Consider the following 17350-nt stretch of genomic DNA (forward strand, 5'->3'; position numbering starts at 1 on the left):
CGAACCCCGCACGACGGCCAGCACCGGATGCCCGTTGCGCCGCGCGTCCGACAACCGCTCCAGGACGAGCACGCCGGCGCCCTCGGACAGGGCGGTGCCGTCGGCGGCGTCGGCGAAGGACTTGGCGTGGCCGTCGGCGGCGAGGTTGCGCTGCCTGCTGAAGTCCACGAACGTGTCGGCGGTCGACATCACGGACACACCGCCGGCCAGCGCCAGGGTGCACTCGCCCTGCCGCAGCGCCTGCGCGGCCAGGTGCAGTGCCACCAGGGACGACGAGCAGGCCGTGTCGACGGTGAGCGTCGGCCCCTCCAGGCCGAGGGCGTAGGCGACCCGGCCGGAGGCCACGCTGCCGAGGCTGCCGTTGCCGAGGTAGTCGCGGACGGACTCGGGGACGTGCCGCAGCCGGCTGGCGTAGTCGTGGTACATGACGCCCGCGAAGACGCCGGTGCGGCTGCCGCGCACGGAGTGCGGGTCGATGCCGGCCCGTTCCAGCGCCTCCCAGGAGGTCTCCAGGAGCAGTCGCTGCTGCGGGTCCATGGCGAGGGCCTCGCGCGGGCCGATGCCGAAGAAGTCGGGGTCGAAGTCGGCTGCGTCGTACAGGAATCCGCCCGCCCGGGTGGAGGAGTGGCCGGCCTTGCCCGGCTCCGGGTCGTACAGGCCGTCCAGGTCCCAGCCGCGGTCGGTGGGGAAGGCGCCGATGCCGTCACCGCCGTCGGCGAGCAGCCGCCACAGCTCCTCGGGTGTGCTGACGCCGCCGGGGTAGCGGCAGGCCATGGCGACGATGGCGACCGGCTCGTCGGGTTCCCGCGCGGCGGCCTCGGCGGCGGCCTCGGCCCGGTCCCCGAACAGTTCGCTCCGCAGGAAGCCCACGAGGGCGCCCGCGTCGGGGTAGTCGAAGACGAGGGTGGCGGGCAGGCGCAGGCCGACCGCGGTGCCGAGGCGGTTGCGCAGTTCCACGGCGGTCAGCGAGTCGAAGCCCAGCTCGCGGAAGGAGCGGCGCGGATCGAGCGTCATGTCGCCGCCGTGGCCGAGGACGGCGGCGACATGGGTGCGGACGAGTTCCGTGAGGGCCGCGTCGCGTTCACCGGGGCCGAGGGCGGCCAGCCGGTCGGCGAGCGACCCGGCGTCCGCGCGGGAGGCCGCGGTACGGCGGGCGCGCACGGGCACCAGAGCGCGCAGCACGGCCGGGACATCGCCGGCGCGGCGCAGGACGGCCAGGTCCAGGCCGACCGGGAGCAGCAGCGGCTCGGCGGCGCCCAGGGCGGCGTCGAGCAGCCGCAGGCCCTCCTCGGTGGCGAGGGGGCGCACGCCCGCGCGGGCCATGCGGGCCACGTCGGCGTCGGTGAGGTGGGCGGTCAGTCCGGTGCGCTGCTCCCAGAAGCCCCAGGCCAGCGAGTGCGCGGGCAGGCCGTGGTGCCTGCGGTGGGCGGCCAGCGCGTCGAGGAAGGCGTTGGCGGCGGCGTAGCCGGACTGTCCGGCGCCGTCGACCGTGCCGGCGGCGGAGGAGAACAGGACGAACGCGGCGAGGCCGAGGTCGCGGGTCAGCTCGTGCAGGTGCCAGGCGGCGTCGGCCTTGGGACGCAGTACGGCGTCAAGGCGTTCGGGCGTCTGGTCGGTCACCAGTCCGTCGTCGAGGACGCCGGCGAGGTGGACGACGGCGGTCAGCGGGCGCTCGGCCGGTACGTCGGCGAGGAGGCGGGCCAGTTGGCCGCGGTCGGCGGCGTCGCAGCGGGCCACGACGATCTCCGCGTCCAGGTCGGTGAAGTCGTCGGCGGCGGTGCCGCTGCGCCCGGCGAGCACCAGGCGGCGCATGCCGTGCGCGGCGACCAGGTGACGGGCGACCAGGGCGCCGAGCACGCCGGTGCCGCCGGTGATCAGCACGGTGCCGTCCGGGTCGAGGGCGGGCGCCGGTCCTCCCGGGGTGGCGCGGGCGAGCCGGGGCACGTGGACGGTGCCGTCGCGCAGGGCGAGTTGGGGTTCCGCGGTGGCCGCCGCGACGGCCACGGCGGCGTCGGCGTCGGCGCCGTCCACGAGCACGAACCGGCCCGGGTGCTCGCCCTGCGCGGCCCGGACCAGGCCCCACACGGCGGCTCCCGCCAGATCGGTGACGTCCTCCTCCCCCACCGCGACGGCGCCGCGCGTGAGCACCAGCAGCCGTGCGGAGGCGGTGCGTTCGTCGGCCAGCCAGTCGTGTACGGCGGTCAGCACCCGCTCGGTCGCCCGGCGCACCCCGGTGAGCGGGTCGGCGTCGCCGGCCGGCAGCACCACCCACGCGGGCACGGTGTCCAGCGCGGCCGGGCCCTGTTCGTCCAGGACGGCGAAGCCCGGCGCGGGCGCCTCGGGCACGGGCAGGGCCGGCCAGTGAAGGCGGTAGAGGTCGTCCGGGCGGGCGGCCGGGGTGAGGGCGGCCGGGTCGACGGGCCGGGAGACGAGGGCCTCGACCTCGGCGACCGGGGCGCCCGTGGGGTCGGCCAGCTGAAGGGAGAGCGTCTCGCCGCCGCGCAGCCGGACCCGCAGGGCGGTGGCCCCGGCCGCGTACAGCGAGACCCCGGTCCAGGCGAAGGGCAGCCTGGCGGTGACCTGACCGTCGGCGGGGGAACCGTCCGCGGCGAGGCCGTCGGCGTGCAGGGCGGCGTCGAACAGCGCCGGGTGCAGGGCGAAGCCCTCACGCTCGACCGGCAGTTCGACCTCGGCGAAGGTCTCGTCGCCGCGCCACCAGACCGCGCGCAGCCCCTGGAAGGCGGGCCCGTAGTCGTAGCCGAGGCCGGCCAGGCGGTCGTAGGCGTCCTCGACCGGTACGGGCTGGGCGCCCTGGGGCGGCCAGGCCGTCAGGTCGAAGGACGGCGGGGCGGTCCGGGGGGCGAGCAGGCCGGTGGCGTGCAGGGTCCAGGCCGTGCCGTCGGCGCCCTCGGGGCGGGAGTGGACGGTCAGCGCGCGGTGTCCGCTGTCGTCGGCGGCGGCCACGTGCAGCTGGAGCTGGACCGCGCCCCGCTCGGGCAGCGGCAGCGGTGTCTGGAGGGTCAGTTCGGCGAGGTGCCCGCAGCCGAGGTCGTGGCCCGCGCCGAGCGCCAGCTCGACCAGGGCGGTGCCGGGCAGCAGGGTGGTGCCGGACACGGCGTGGTCGGCAAGCCAGCGGGCGGTGGCGGTGGACAGCCGGCCGGTGAACAGGGTGCCGCCCTCGGCGACCGGGACGGCGGCGCCCAGCAGCGGGTGGCCGGTGGTGTCCAGGCCGGCGGCTGTGACGTCACCGGTGGCGGCGGACCGGCCCAACCAGTACCGCTCGCGCTGGAAGGCGTAGGTGGGCAGGTCGGCGGCGCGCACCGGCATGCCGCCGAACACGGCCGACCAGTCGACCGGGACGCCCGCGACGAAGGCCTCGCCCAGGGCGGTCAGGACACGCTCGGGGCCGCCGTCGTCGCGGCGCAGCGAGCCGAGGCCGGTGACGTCGGCGCCCGCGGCGTCCGCGGTCTCCTCGATGCTGTGCAGCAGCACGGGGTGCGGGCCGCACTCCACGAACACCCCGTACCCGGCGTCGAGCAGGGTGCGGATGGCGGGCTCGAACAGCACGCTCTGGCGCAGGTTGGTGTACCAGTAACCGGCGTCCAGGCGGGTGGTGTCCAGCCGGGCGCCGGTGACGGTGGAGTAGAACGGCACCTCGGCGGGCCGGGCCCGGATGCCCGCCAGGTCGGCGAGCAGCCGCTCCCGGATCGACTCGACGTGCGCGCAGTGCGAGGCGTAGTCCACGGGGAGCCGCTTGGCGCGGTCGCCGCCGGCCACGATGGTCTCGCGGAGCTCGTCCAGGGCCTCGGCGTCGCCGGACAGCACCACGGAGGAGGCGCCGTTGACGGCGGCCACCGCGACCCGGCCGTCGTAGCGGCCCATGAGCTCGCGCACCCGGGCCTCGGGCAGCGCCACCGACATCATGCCGCCGCGGCCGGAGAGTTCGCGGGCGATGGCCTGGCTGCGCAGGGCGACGACGCGGGCGCCGTCGGCGAGGGAGAGCGCGCCGGCCACGCAGGCGGCGGCGATCTCGCCCTGGGAGTGGCCGATGACGGCGGCGGGCCGGACCCCGTGGGCGCGCCACACCTCGGCGAGCGACACCATGATCGCCCACAGCACGGGCTGGACGACGTCCACCCGCTCCAGCGGCTGCCGCGCCCGTACGGTCTCGATGAGGTCCCAGTCGGTGACGGGTGCGAGGGCGGCGGCGCAGTCGGCCATGCGCGCGGCGAACTCGGCTGAGGTGTCGAGCAGGTCGGCGGCCATCCCGGCCCACTGGGAGCCCTGTCCGGGGAAGACGAAGGCGATCCGGGACTCGGTCGCGGGCCTGCCGCGCACCACGTTCGGCGCGGTGCCGCCCTCGGCGAGGGCGGTCAGACCCGCGGTGAGGGCGGACAGGTCGGCGCCGGTGACGACGGCCCGTTCGGTGAGCGCGGCGCGTCCGGTGGCGAGGGTGTGGGCGATGTCGGGGACGGGGTCGGTGCCGGTGGTGAGGTGGTCCAGCACGCCGCGGGCCTGGGCGGCGAGGCCCGGTTCGCCGTGGCCGGACAGCACCAGCGGGAGCGGTCCGGTCCAGGAGGGCTCCGGTGCGCGGGGCTCGGGCTCCGGGGCGGCCTCGACGATGACGTGGGCGTTGGTGCCGCTGATACCGAAGGAGGAGACGGCGGCGCGGCGGGGCTCGCCGTCGGCGGGCCAGTCGCGGGCGTCCTTCAGCAGTTCGACGGCGCCCTCCTCCCAGTCGACCCGGGAGGTCGGCTGTTCGGCGTGCAGGGTCCTGGGCAGCCGGCCGTGCCGCATGGCCATCACCATCTTGATGACCCCGGCGACACCGGCGGCGGCCTGGGTGTGCCCGATGTTGGACTTGACCGACCCCAGCCACAGCGGCTCGGCCCGGTCCTGGCCGTAGGTGGCCAGCAGCGCCTGGGCCTCGATCGGGTCGCCCAGCGGGGTACCGGTGCCGTGGGCCTCGACGGCGTGCACCTGGCGGGGTTCCAGGCGGGCGTCGGCGAGGGCGGCGCGGATGACCCGCTGCTGCGAGGGGCCGTTGGGGGCGGTGAGGCCGTTGGAGGCGCCGTCCTGGTTGACCGCGGTGCCGCGGACCACGGCCAGCACGCGGTGGCCGCCTCGCCGGGCGTCGCTGAGCCGTTCCAGCAGGAGCAGGCCGGCGCCCTCGCCCCAGCCGGTGCCGTCCGCGCCCTCCGCGAAGGACTTGCAGCGGCCGTCCAGCGCGAGCCCGCGCTGGCGGGAGAAGTCGATGAAGGTGTCCGGGGTGGACATGACCGTGACGCCGCCGGCGAGGGCGAGGTCGCACTCGCCGCTGCGCAGTGCCCGCACCGCGAGGTGGAGGGCGACGAGCGAGGAGGAGCAGGCGGTGTCGACGGTGACGGCGGGCCCTTCCAGGCCGAGGGTGTAGGAGACGCGGCCGGAGGCGACGCTGCCCAGGTTGCCGTTGCCGAGGTAGCCCTCGACGCCCTCCGGCACCTCGGTGAGCCAGCTGCCGTAGTCGTGGTACATGACGCCGGCGTAGACGCCGGTGCGGCTGCCCTTGAGGGTGTGCGGGTCGATGCCGGCGCGTTCGAAGGCCTCCCAGGACGTTTCCAGCAGCAGCCGCTGCTGCGGGTCCATGGCGATGGCCTCGCGGGGGCTGATGCCGAAGAAGCCGGGGTCGAACCGCGGCGCGTCGTACAGGAACCCGCCCTCGCGCACATGGGTCTTGCCGGGGGCGTCGGGGTCGGGGTCGTAGATGCCCTCGGTGTCCCAGCCGCGGTCCGCGGGGAAGTCGCCGACGGCGTCCGTGCCGGTGTCGACCAGCTCCCACAGCTGCTCGGGGGTGGTGACGCCGCCGGGGTAGCGGCAGCTCATGGCGACGATCGCGACGGGCTCCTGCGCCGCCTCGGTGAGCTGGGCGTTCTGCCGGCGCAGCCGCTCGTTATCGAGCAATGACTCGCGCAGCGCCTCGACGATCTGCTCGACGGATGTGTCCACGGTCGGTGTCGCTCCCTGTTGGTTCGGCGGCGCTGGTGACGCGGTGGAGGTGCGCCGGTACGGGTGGCCCGGTGCCGGACCAGGCGCGTCGTCCGGCATCGGGGCGGGATCAGTGGGTGCCGCTGCGGTCGAGCGCGGCGCGCACCAGGTCGGCGACGGCCATGGACTTGATGTCCAGGGCGCGGTCGGCGGGGGCGGGGGCCGGGGACGGCTCGGAGAGCTGCAACAGGCTGTCGAGCAGGCCGGCTTCCCGGATGCGGGCGACGGGGATGCGGGAGATCAGGGCGCGCAGTTCGTCGTCGCCGTGCGCGGCGGCCGGGGGTTCGGGGTCCGCGGTGTCCGGGAGGAGCCGCTGGAGGAGGTGGCCGGCGAGGGCCGCCGGGGTGGCGTAGTCGAAGATCAGCGTGGACGGCAGGCGCAGTCCGCAGACCGCGTTCAGCCGGTTGCGCAGTTCGACGGCGGCGAGCGAGTCGAAGCCCAGCTCGGTGAAGGCGCGGCGCGGTTCGACGGCGGCCGGCCCGGCGTGGCCGAGGACGGCGGCGACCTCGGTGCGGACCGCCTCCAGGACGGTGTGTTCGTGGTCGGCGGCGGGGAGTCCGGCCAGCCGCTCGCCCAGGGTGCGGGCCCGGTCGTCGCCGGCCGTGCGGGCGCGGGCGCCGGCCAGGGTCCGCAGCACGGCCGGGACGTCGTCGCCGCGCCGGCGCAGGGCCGCGGTGTCCAGCCGTACCGGTACCAGGGCGGGGCTGCCGGTGGCCACGGCGGCGTCGAACAGCTCCAGCCCCTCGTCCGGGTCGAGCGCGCCGATGCCGGAGCGTTCGATGCGCTGGACCCCGGTGTGGTCGAGGGCCGCGCCCATGCCGCCGCCGGACCACAGTCCCCAGGCGAGGGAGGTGGCGGGCAGGCCGAGCCCGGCGCGGTGGGCGGCCAGCGCGTCGAGGAAGACGTTGGCGGCGGCGTAGTTGCCTTGGCCGGAGGCGTCGAGGGTGCCGGCGGCCGAGGAGAACAGCACGAAGCGGGACAGTTCCCGGTCCTGGGTGAGGTCGTGCAGGTGCCAGGCGGCGTCCGCCTTGGGCCGCAGCACGGTGTCCAGCCGCTCCGGCGTCAGCGAGGCCACCAGGCCGTCGTCCAGGACGCCGGCGGTGTGGACGACGCTGTCCACGGGGTGTGCGGTGAGCAGGGCGGCGAGCGCGGCGCGGTCGGACACGTCGCAGGCGACGATCTCGGCGTCGGCGCCCCGTTTTGCCAGGTCCGCGCGCAGGGCGGCGGCGCCGGGCGAGCCGGGTCCGCGGCGGCTGGTCAGCACCAGTCGGGTGACGCCGTGCCGGGCGGCCAGGTGGCGGGCGACGAGGGCGCCGAGTCCGCCGGTGCCGCCGGTGACGAGGACGGTGCCCCACGGGCGTTCCGGTGCCGGGGAGTCGTCGGCGCGCACCAGGCGCGGGGCGTGCGCGCGGCCGTCCCGCCAGCGGACCTCCGGCTCCCCTGAGTCGAGGAGGGCGGCGAGTGCGGCCCGGTCCGGTACGGGGCCGTCGGGGCCGGTCCGTCCGACGAGCAGGACGCGGCCGGGGTCCTCGGCCTGCGCGGCCCGCACCAGGCCGTGCACGGCGGCGTCGGCGAGGCCGCCGCCGGTGAGCACCACCAGCACGGACCCGCTGTACCGGTCGTCGGCCGTCCAGGCCCGCAGGGTCTGGAGGGTGCGGCCGAGCACGGCCCGCACGGCGTCCGGCAGTCGCTCGCCGTCCGCGCGCGGCGCGGTGACCGGCAGGATCACCACGTCGGGCACCGAGGCGCCGAGCGCGTCCAGGCCGGCGTGCACGGGGACGCCGAGGCCGAGGTCGTCGTCGCCGAGGACCGCCCAGGTACGGCGGTCGGGGCGTCCGGCGGCCTCGGGCAGCGGTTCGTCGGTGACGGCGTAGAGGTGGCGCTGCCGCTGGGTGAGCCGGTCGGCGGTGACGGGCCGGGTGACGTACGACGCGACGGTGGCGAGGGGCCGGCCCTCGCCGTCCGCGAGGTCGATGCGGGTGCCGTCGGTGCCGGGGGTGACGCGGACGCGGGCGGTGAGGCCGCCCGGGCCGTGCGGGGCGACGCCGGTCCAGGCGAAGGGCAGGGCGATGCCGTCGGTGCTCTCGTCCGGCTCACCGTCCGCGAAGGCCGTGACGTGCAGGGCGGAGTCCAGCAGGGCCGGGTGCAGGGTGTGCCGGGCGGCGTCCTGCCGTGCGGAGTCGGGCAGGTGGACTTCGGCGAGGAGGCAGTCGCCGTGCCGCCAGGCGGCCTTGACGCCGCGGAAGACGGGGCCGTAGTCGTAGCCCTCGGCGTGCAGGCGCGGGTAGAGGCCGGTGACGTCGAGCGGGGTGGCGCCGGGCGGCGGCCAGGCGCCGGGCACGGGCGGGGGCGCGGTGGCGGAGCTGGTGAGGGTGCCGGTGGCGTGCCGGGTCCAGCCCGCGTCCGCCGGGGCGTTCTCGGGGCGTGAGTGGATCTCGACGGTGCCGTCGGGGCCGGTCGCGACCTGGAGGTGGACGGCGGTGTCCGCGTCCAGCACCAGCGGGGCCTGGAGGGTCAGTTCCTCCACGGCGGGGCGTCCGGTGAGGCGTCCGGCGTGCAGGGCGAGGTCGACCAGCGCGGCACCGGGCACCAGGACCGTGCCCAGCACCGCGTGCTCGGCGAGGACGGGGTGGGTGGCGGTGGAGATCCGGCCGGTGAGCAGGATCCCGGCGTCGCCGGGCAGGTCCAGGCGGGCGCTGACCAGCGGGTGGCCGGCGGCGGCGAGCCCGTGTCCGGCGGCGTCGCCGGCGGCGACGGCGGGCGTGGGCAGCCAGTACCGGCGGTGCTCGAAGGCGTAGGTGGGCAGCTCGACCCGGCGGCCCTCGTACGACGCGTAGAGCGCCGCCCAGTCGACGTCGAAGCCCCGGGTGTGCACGGCGGCCAGGGCGGCCAGCAGGCCGGGCACGGGGTCGGTGTCCTTCCGGCCGGACGGGACGAACGCGGTGTCCTCGGCGTCCGGCAGGCAGTCGGGGCCCAGGGCGGTGAGCACGGGTACGGCCCCGAGTTCGAGGAAGGTGTCGGCGCCCCGCGCGGCCAGCGCGGTGACGGCGTCGGCGAAGCGCACGGTCTGCCGCACGTGCCGCACCCAGTAGTCGGCGGAGCCGAGTTCGGCGGCGCCGGCCGGTGCGCCGGTGAGGGTAGAGACGATCGGCACGGCCGGTTCGGCGGCCTCGATGCCGGTCATGACCTCCCGGAACGCGGCCAGCATGGGCTCCATGCGGGGTGAGTGGAAGGCGTGCGAGACGCGCAGCCGGCGGGTGGTCGTGAAGTGCGCGGCGACCTCGGTGACGGCGTCCTCGTCGCCGGAGACGACCACGGCGCGGGGGCCGTTGACGGCGGCGATCCCGCACCGCCCGTCCAGCAGCGCCGCCACCTCCTCCTCGGTGGCCTGTACGGCGATCATCGCGCCGCCCTCGGGCAGCGCCTGCATGAGCCGGCCCCGGGCGGCGACCGCGGTGACGGCGTCCGGCAGCGACCACACGCCCGCGACGTGCGCGGCGGCGAACTCGCCGACGGAGTGGCCCGCCAGCCAGTCGGGGCGCAGCCCGAAGGACTCCAGCAGCCGGTAGAGCGCGACCTGGGTGGTGAACAGCGCGGCCTGGGTGTATGCGGTCTGCTCCAGGGTCCCCGGGTCGTCGCCGAACACGACCTCGGCCAGGGGCCGTTCGAGGTGCTTGTCGAAGAGGGCGGCGGCGCGGTCGAAGTGCTCGGCGTAGACGGGGAAGGCGTCGTACCAGTCGCGGCCCATGCCGGGGCGCTGGGCGCCCTGGCCGGAGAACAGGTAGGCGAGCGTGCCGTCGGTGGCGGAGCCGGTGACGAGCAGCCCGGGTGCCTCGGTGCCGTGGGCCAGGGCGTCCAGCGCGGCGGCGGCCCGGTCGCCGTCGCCGGCCAGGAGCACGGCGCGGTGCGAGTGGGTGCCGCGGGTGGTGGCCAGGGCCAGGCCGAGGTCGGCCGCGGTCGTGCCGGTCAGCTCCCGCAGGCGCCGGGCCTGGCCGCGCAGGGCCTCGGGCGAGCGGGCGGAGACGGGCAGGGCGAGCACCGGCGGAGCGGTGGCGGGGTCCGGCTCGGCGGGCTCGGGCCGGGCGAACTCCTCCAGGATCACGTGGGCGTTGGTGCCGCTGATCCCGAACGAGGACACACCGGCGCGGCGCGGCCGGTCCGGGGCCGGCCACGGGCGCCGCTCGGTGAGCAGCCGTACCGCGCCCGCGTCCCAGTCGACCTGGGGGGACGGCGCGTCGACGTGCAGGGTCTTGGGCAGGACCCCGTTGCGCATCGCCATCACCATCTTGATGACGCCGGCGACACCGGCGGCGGCCTGCGTGTGCCCCATGTTCGACTTGACGGAGCCCAGCCACAGCGGCTCGGCGCGGCCCTGGCCGTAAGTGGCGAGCAGGGCCTGCGCCTCGATCGGGTCGCCGAGGGTGGTGCCGGTGCCGTGCGCCTCGACGGCGTCGACGTCGACGGGGCCGAGCCCGGCGGCGGCCAGCGCGGCGCGGATGACGCGCTGCTGGGAGGGGCCGTTGGGTGCGGTGAGGCCGTTGGAGGCACCGTCGGAGTTGACGGCGGAGCCACGGACCAGGGCGAGCACGCGGTGGCCGTTGCGGAGCGCGTCGGAGAGGCGTTCCACGACGAGCACGCCGGCGCCCTCGCCCCAGCCGGTGCCGTCGGCCGCGGCGGCGAAGGACTTGCAGCGGCCGTCGGCGGCCAGCCCGCGCTGCCGGGCGAAGTCGATGAACGTGTCCGGTGTCGACATGACGGTCACGCCGCCGACCAGGGCGAGGTCGCACTCGCCCTGCCGCAGCGCCTGGGCCGCCAGGTGCAGGGTGACCAGGGAGGAGGAGCAGGCCGTGTCGACGGTGACGGCCGGTCCCTCCAGGCCGAGGGCGTAGGCGACCCGGCCGGAGACGACGCTGCCGAGGCTGCCGTTGCCGAGGTAGGCGGCGAGGTCCTCGGGCACCTCGGCGAGCCAGGTGCCGTAGTCGTGGTACATGACGCCCGCGAACACACCGGTGCGCGAGCCGCGCAGCCGGTGCGGGTCGATGGCGGAGCGCTCCAGCGCCTCCCAGGACACCTCCAGGAGCAGTCGTTGCTGCGGGTCCATGGCGGTGGCCTCGCGGGGGCCGATGCCGAAGAAGCCGGCGTCGAACTCGGCCGCGTCGTACAGGAAGGCGCCCTCGCGGGTGTAGGTGCGGCCGGGGGTTCCCGGCTCGGGGTCGTACAGCGCCTCGGTGTCCCAGCCGCGGTCCGCCGGGAAGGCGCCGACCGCGTCGACGCCGTCGGCGACGAGCCGCCACAGGTCCTCCGGGGAGCGGACACCGCCGGGGTAGCGGCAGCTCATGCCGACGATGGCGATCGGGTCGTCGTCCGGTGCGGTGCGCGTGGCGACGGCGGGAGTGCGCTGCGGGCCGGTGCCGAAGAGCGTGTCGCGGATGTGCTCGGCCAGAGCGCGGGAGGTGGGGTGGTCGAAGACGAGGGTGGCGGGCAGCCGCAGCCCGGTGGCGGCGTTCAGCCGGTTGCGCAGCTCCACGGCCGCCAGCGAGTCGAAGCCGAGGTCGGTGAAGGCCCGGCCGGGGTCGATGGCGGACGGCCCGTCGTGCCGGAGGACGGCCGCGACCTCGGTGCGCACCAGGTCGAGCAGGGCGCGGTCGCGGTCGGCGGCGGGCAGCGCCGCGAGCCGTCCGTCCGTGGCCGTGGCGGGTGGGGCGCTCGCGGCGGCGCGGCGGGTGGCCGGGCGGACGAGGCCGGTCAGCAGCGGCGGTATGCCGTCGGTGCGGCGGCGTACGGCGGCGGCGTCGATCTCGACGGGGACGAGGTGGGGCGCGCGGGAGCGGACGGCCGCGTCGAACAGCTCCAGGCAGCGGGCGGCGGACAGGCCGGGGATGCCGTAGGCCGCGATGCGCTCCCGGGCGGCCTCGTCCAGTGCGGCGCCCATGCCGCTGTCGGTGTCCCACAGGCCCCAGGCGAGCGCGGTGGCGGGCAGGCCGAGGGCGGCGCGGTGCGCGGCGAGGGCGTCGAGGTAGGCGTTGGCGGCGGCGTAGTTGCCCTGGCCGGGGCCGTCGAGGACGGCGGCGAGGGAGGAGAACAGCACGAAGTGGGCGAGGTCGCGGTCCCGGGTCAGCTCGTCCAGGTGCCAGGCGCCCAGCGCCTTGGCGTGGAAGACCTCGTCCACCATCGCGTCGGTGAGGGTGTCCACGACGCCGTCGCGGACGGTGCCCGCCGCGTGCACGACGGAGTCGACGGGGTGCTCGGCGAGCAGGCGGCGCAGCGCCTCGCGGTCGCCCACGTCGCAGGCGGCCACGGTCACCTCGGCGCCGAGCGCGGTGAGTTCGGCGTGCAGGCCGGGGGCCGTACCCCGGCGGCCGGCGAGCACCAGGCGGCGCACGCCGTGGGTGCGGACCAGGTGCATGGCGAGCAGCGCGCCGAGGCCGCCGGTGCCGCCGGTGACGAGGACGGTGCCCCAGTCGGCGGTGGGTTCGTCTCCGGAGGGCAGGACGGTCAGCCGGGGCACGTCGAACCCGCCTTCGGCGAGGGACAGTTCGGCTTCGCCGGTGGCGAGGACCTGCCGCAGGTCGGCCTCGCCGGGCAGCTCCTCGTGCTCGACGAGGACGTACCGGCCGGGGTTCTCCGCCTGGGCGGACCGGACGAGGCCGCGGACGGCCGCGTGGGCGGGACTGCCGGGCGGGGTGACGACGACGAGCCGGGTGCCGGCCAGCCGCTCGTCCGTCTGCCAGGTGCGCAGCAGCCGCAGGACGTGGTGGACGTGGGCGCGCGCCGCGGTGGCGTCGGCGTCCGCCGGGCCGGGCACGCGGTGCACGACGGCGTCCGGGGCGGGGCCGTCGAGCAGGGCGTCCACGGAGTCCGTGAGGACGGCGGTGCGCGGGGGTGGTGCGGTGGTCGCCGGTCGGGGGTACGGCGACCACCGCACCGCGTACAGGACGTCACCGTCCGGTACGGGACGGGAGGTCAGGGCCTCGATGTCGGCCACCGGGGCGCCGGTGGCGTCGGCGAGGCGCAGGGCGATGGTGTCGCCGCCGGCGCGGGTGATCTTCACGCGCAGGGCGGGGGCGCCGGTGGCGTGCAGGGTGACGCCGCTCCAGGCGAAAGGCACCAGGACCTCGGGGCGCGGCGGGGCGTCGAGGTCGGCGGCGTGCAGGGCCGCGTCGAGCAGCGCCGGGTGCAGGCCGAACCGTGGGGCGTCGGTGGCGGCTTCCTCGGGCAGGGCGACCTCGGCGTAGACGTCGTCACCGTGCCGCCAGGCGGCGCGCAGGCCCTGGAAGGCGGGGCCGTACCCGTAGCCCTGGTCGGCGAGGTCCGCGTAGACGCCGGCGGTGTCGAGCGGGCGGGCGTCCCGCGGGGGCCACACGGTGAGGTCGGCCGTGGCGGCGGGGGCGGCGGTGGTGAGGACGCCGGCGGCGTGCTGGGTCCAGGGGGCGGCTTCGTCGGCGCGGGTGTGGACGGTGACGGGGCGACGCCCGGCCTCGTCGGGCTCGCCGACGGCGACCTGCACGGCGACGTCCTCGTCGGCGCGCAGCACGAGCGGGGCGCCGAGGGTCAGTTCCTCCAGGGTGTGCGCGCCGACGTGCTCGCCGGCGCGCAGGGCGAGTTCGACGAAGGCGGTGCCGGGGAACAGCACCCGCCCGCCGATGACGTGGTCGGCGAGCCAGGGCTGGGTCCGGGTGGACAGCCGCCCGGTCAGGACGACGCCCTCGGCGCCGACGGCCACCACGGCGGCCAGCAGCGGGTGGCCGGCGGGGAGCTGGCCGAGGCCGGCGGCGTCGGTGGCGGCGCGCTGCTCCAGCCAGAAGCGGCGCCGCTGGAACGGGTAGGGCGGCAGGTCGATCCGGTGCCCGCCGAGGCCGGCGAAGTGCCGCCGCCAGTCGACGGGGACGCCCCGGGCGTGGGCGGCGGCGAGCGCGCCGACGGCCTCGCGGGCCTCGGGCCGCTCGCGCCGCAGCACCGGCAGGAAGGCGGTGCCGGGGGCATCGGTGCAGTCGGGGCCCATGGCGGTCAGGACGGCGTCGGGGCCGACCTCCAGGAAGGTGCGGACCCCGGCCTCGGCGAGGGCGCGGACGGCGTCGCGGAAGCGGACCCGGGCGCGTACGTGCTCCACCCAGTACTCGGGGTCGCACAGCTCGGTGGTGACGGGCCCGCCGGTGACGGTGGAGACCACCGGCACTCTCGGCTCGGCGAAGTCGAGCACGTTCACCACGCGCCGGAACCCGTCCAGCATCGGTTCCATCAGCGGCGAGTGGAAGGCGTGGCTGACCCGCAGCCGCTTGGTGTCGTGGCCGCGCGCGGCGAGTTCGGCGGCGATGCGCTCCACGTCGTCCGCGTCGCCGGACACCACGACGGAGGCGGGCCCGTTGACGGCGGCGATGCCGGTGCGCGGGGTGAGCAGCGGCGCCACCTCGTCCTCGGCGGCGCGTACGGCGACCATGGCGCCGCCCTCGGGCAGTCGCTGCATGAGCCGGCCACGGGCGGCGACCAGGATCGTCGCGTCCTGGAGGGTGAGCACGCCGGCCACGTGCGCGGCGGCGATCTCGCCGACGGAGTGCCCGGCGAGCTGGTCCGGGGTGAGGCCCCAGCTCTCCAGGAGCCGGTGGAGGGCGACCTCCACGGCGAACAGGGCGGGCTGCGCGTACTCGGTACGGTGCAGCAGCTCGGCCTCGGGGGTGCCGGGCCCGGCGAACAGGACGTCCGTCAGGGGCCGGGCGAGCTGGAGGTCGAAGTGGGCGCAGACGTCGTCCAGGGCGTCGGTGAACACCGGGTAGGCGGCGGCCAGTTCGCGGCCCATGCCGATCCGCTGGCTGCCCTGCCCGGTGAACAGGAAGGCCAGCTCGCCGTCGACGCGCCCGGTGACCGGAGTGGCCCCGGAGGCCAAGTCCTTGAGCACGTCCCGCAGTTCGTCGCGGTCGGCGGCGACGAGGACGGCCCGGTCGTCGAGGGCGGCCCGGGTGGTGGCCAGCGAGTGGGCGAGGTCCAGCGGGTCGGCCTCGTCCACGAGAGCCAGCAGATCAGCGGCACGGGCCCGCAGAGCGGCTCCGCCGCGGGCGGACAGGGCGAAGGGCAGGGGGGTGCCGGGGGGCGGGGCCAGGCGGGCACCGGGGTCGGCGTTCCCGGGCGCGGAGTCCGGGTGCACGGGCCCGCCGGCCGCCGGGGACTCCGGCCTCCGGGAACGGTGGCTGCCCGAGGACTCCGAACGGCCGGAAGGACCGCCGTCCGCGCGCGCCGACCGCACCGGAAGCCGGGAACCCGCGGGCTCCGGCCGCACCGAATGACCGCCGTCCGCGGACTCCGAGGCCCCGGCAGTACCGCCGCTCGCACCGCCGTCCGCACCCTCCGACCGCACCGGAAGACCGCCGACCGCACCCTCCGGCCGCACCGAATGACCGCCGTCCGCGGACTCCGAGGCCCCGGCAGTACCGCCGCTCGCACCGCCGTCCGCACCCTCCGACCGCACCGGGAGCCCCGCACCCGCGCGCCCCGACCGCAGCGGAAGACCACCGTCCCCGCTCTCCGACGAAACCCGAGGACCGCCATCCGCGCCGCCGACCACGCCCCCCGCCCGCACCGGAAGACCGCCGACCGCACCGCCGACCGCACCGCCGTCCGCCCCCTCCGGCCGCACCGGGAGGCCCGTGTCCGTGGGGTTCGGCTCCTCCAGGATGACGTGGGCGTTGGTTCCGCTGACGCCGAAGGACGACACGCCCGCTCGTCGGGCGCGGCCGGTGTGCGGCCAGGCGCGTTCCTCGGTGACGAGTTCCACGGCGCCGGAGGACCAGTTGACGTTCGGGGTGGGGGCGTCGACGTGCAGGGTCGCCGGTACGCGGCCGTGCCGCATGGCGAGGATCGTCTTGATCATGCCGGCGGCGCCGGCGGCGGCCTGGGTGTGCCCGAGGTTGGACTTGACCGAGCCGAGCAGCAGCGGGGCGTCGGCGGGCCGGCCCTGGCCGTAGGTGGCGAGGAGCGCGGTCGCCTCGATGGGGTCGCCGAGCCGGGTGCCGGTGCCGTGCGCCTCGACCACGTCGACGTCGGCGGCGGTGAGGCCGGCGTCGGCGAGTGCCCGGCGGATCAGCCGCTGCTGGGAGGTGCCGTTGGGCGCGGTCAGCCCGTTGGAGGCGCCGTCCTGGTTGACGGCCGAGCCGCGCACGAGGGCCAGGACACGGTGCCCGTTGCGGCGGGCGTCGCTCAGCCGCTCCAGGACGAGCACGCCGACGCCCTCGGCGAATCCGGTGCCGTCCGCGGCGGCGGCGAACGCCTTGCAGCGGCCGTCGGGCGCGAGGCCCCGCTGCCGGCTGAAGGCGGTGAACACACCAGGACCGCCCATGACGGCGACACCGCCCGCGAGCGCGAGCGAGGACTCGCCCTGCCGCAGCGAGCGGCAGGCCAGGTGGACGGCGACCAGGGAGGCGGAGCACGCGGTGTCGACGGTGACGGCCGGCCCTTCGGCGCCCAGCACGTAGGCGACGCGGCCGGAGATGACACTGTTCGCGTTCCCGGCGAGCAGGTAGGCGTCGAGCCCGTCCGGGGCGTCGTGCAGGCGCGGCCCGTACTCCTGCACCTCGGCGCCGAAGAACATCCCGGCCGGCGTGCCGCGCAGTCCCGTGGGGTCGATGCCGGCGTCCTCCAGGGCCTGCCAGGACGTCTCCAGGACGAGCCGCTGCTGGGGGTCCATGCCGAGCGCCTCGCGCGGGCTGATGCCGAAGAAGTCGGCGTCGAACTCGGTGGCGGTGTCGAGGAATCCGCCGCTGCGGACGTAGGCGCTGCCGGGTACCTCGGGGTCCTCGTCGAAGAGGGCGTCCAGGTCCCAGCCCCGGTCCCGCGGGAAGCCGGACAGCACCTCGCCGCCCTCGGTGAGCAGCCGCCACAGGTCGGCGGGCGAGGAGATGCCGCCGGGGAAGCGGCAGCCGATGCCGACGACCGCGACGGGTTCGTCGGCGCTGCCGTCGGCGGCCGGCTCGTCGGGGACGTCGGCCCCGCCGTGGACCTCGGCGAGCAGCCGGGCCACCAGGTCGTGCACGGTCGGGCAGTCGTAGGCGACACCGACCGGCAGGTCGAGCCCGGTCCGCTCGGTCAGCCGCCGGTGCAGGTCGACGGCGGCGAGCGAGTCGAGTCCCTGCGCGGCGAACGGGGCGGCCGGGTCGAGGGTGTCCACCGTGCCCGGCCGGGCCGCTTCGATCGCCTCGGTCACGGCGGTGCGCACCAGTTCGGTGACCAGCCTGCGGTGCTGGGACGGTACGGCCGTGGCGAGCCGCCGTGCCAGAGCTGAGTCGGTTCCGGGCCCGTTCATCCACGCATCTCCACTTTCGGCCGACACCGGTTTTCC

At 76.8% G+C, this 17350-nt stretch carries 2 protein-coding genes; both read right to left on the reverse strand.

Annotated elements, in window-relative coordinates:
* A partial coding sequence (locus IE294_RS40930) for a type I polyketide synthase (RefSeq protein ID WP_189894466.1) occupies positions 1–5985 on the reverse strand: 5985 nt, incomplete at its 3' end.
* A gap of 109 nt (positions 5986–6094) precedes the next feature.
* Entirely contained in the window at positions 6095–17314 is an 11220-nt protein-coding gene (locus tag IE294_RS40935; RefSeq protein WP_189894467.1) for a type I polyketide synthase, read from the reverse strand.
* Positions 17315–17350: the final 36 nt, after the last annotated feature.

The sequence above is a fragment of the Streptomyces canarius genome, from assembly GCF_014650735.1.
Taxonomy (GTDB): Bacteria; Actinomycetota; Actinomycetes; order Streptomycetales; family Streptomycetaceae; genus Streptomyces; species Streptomyces olivaceoviridis.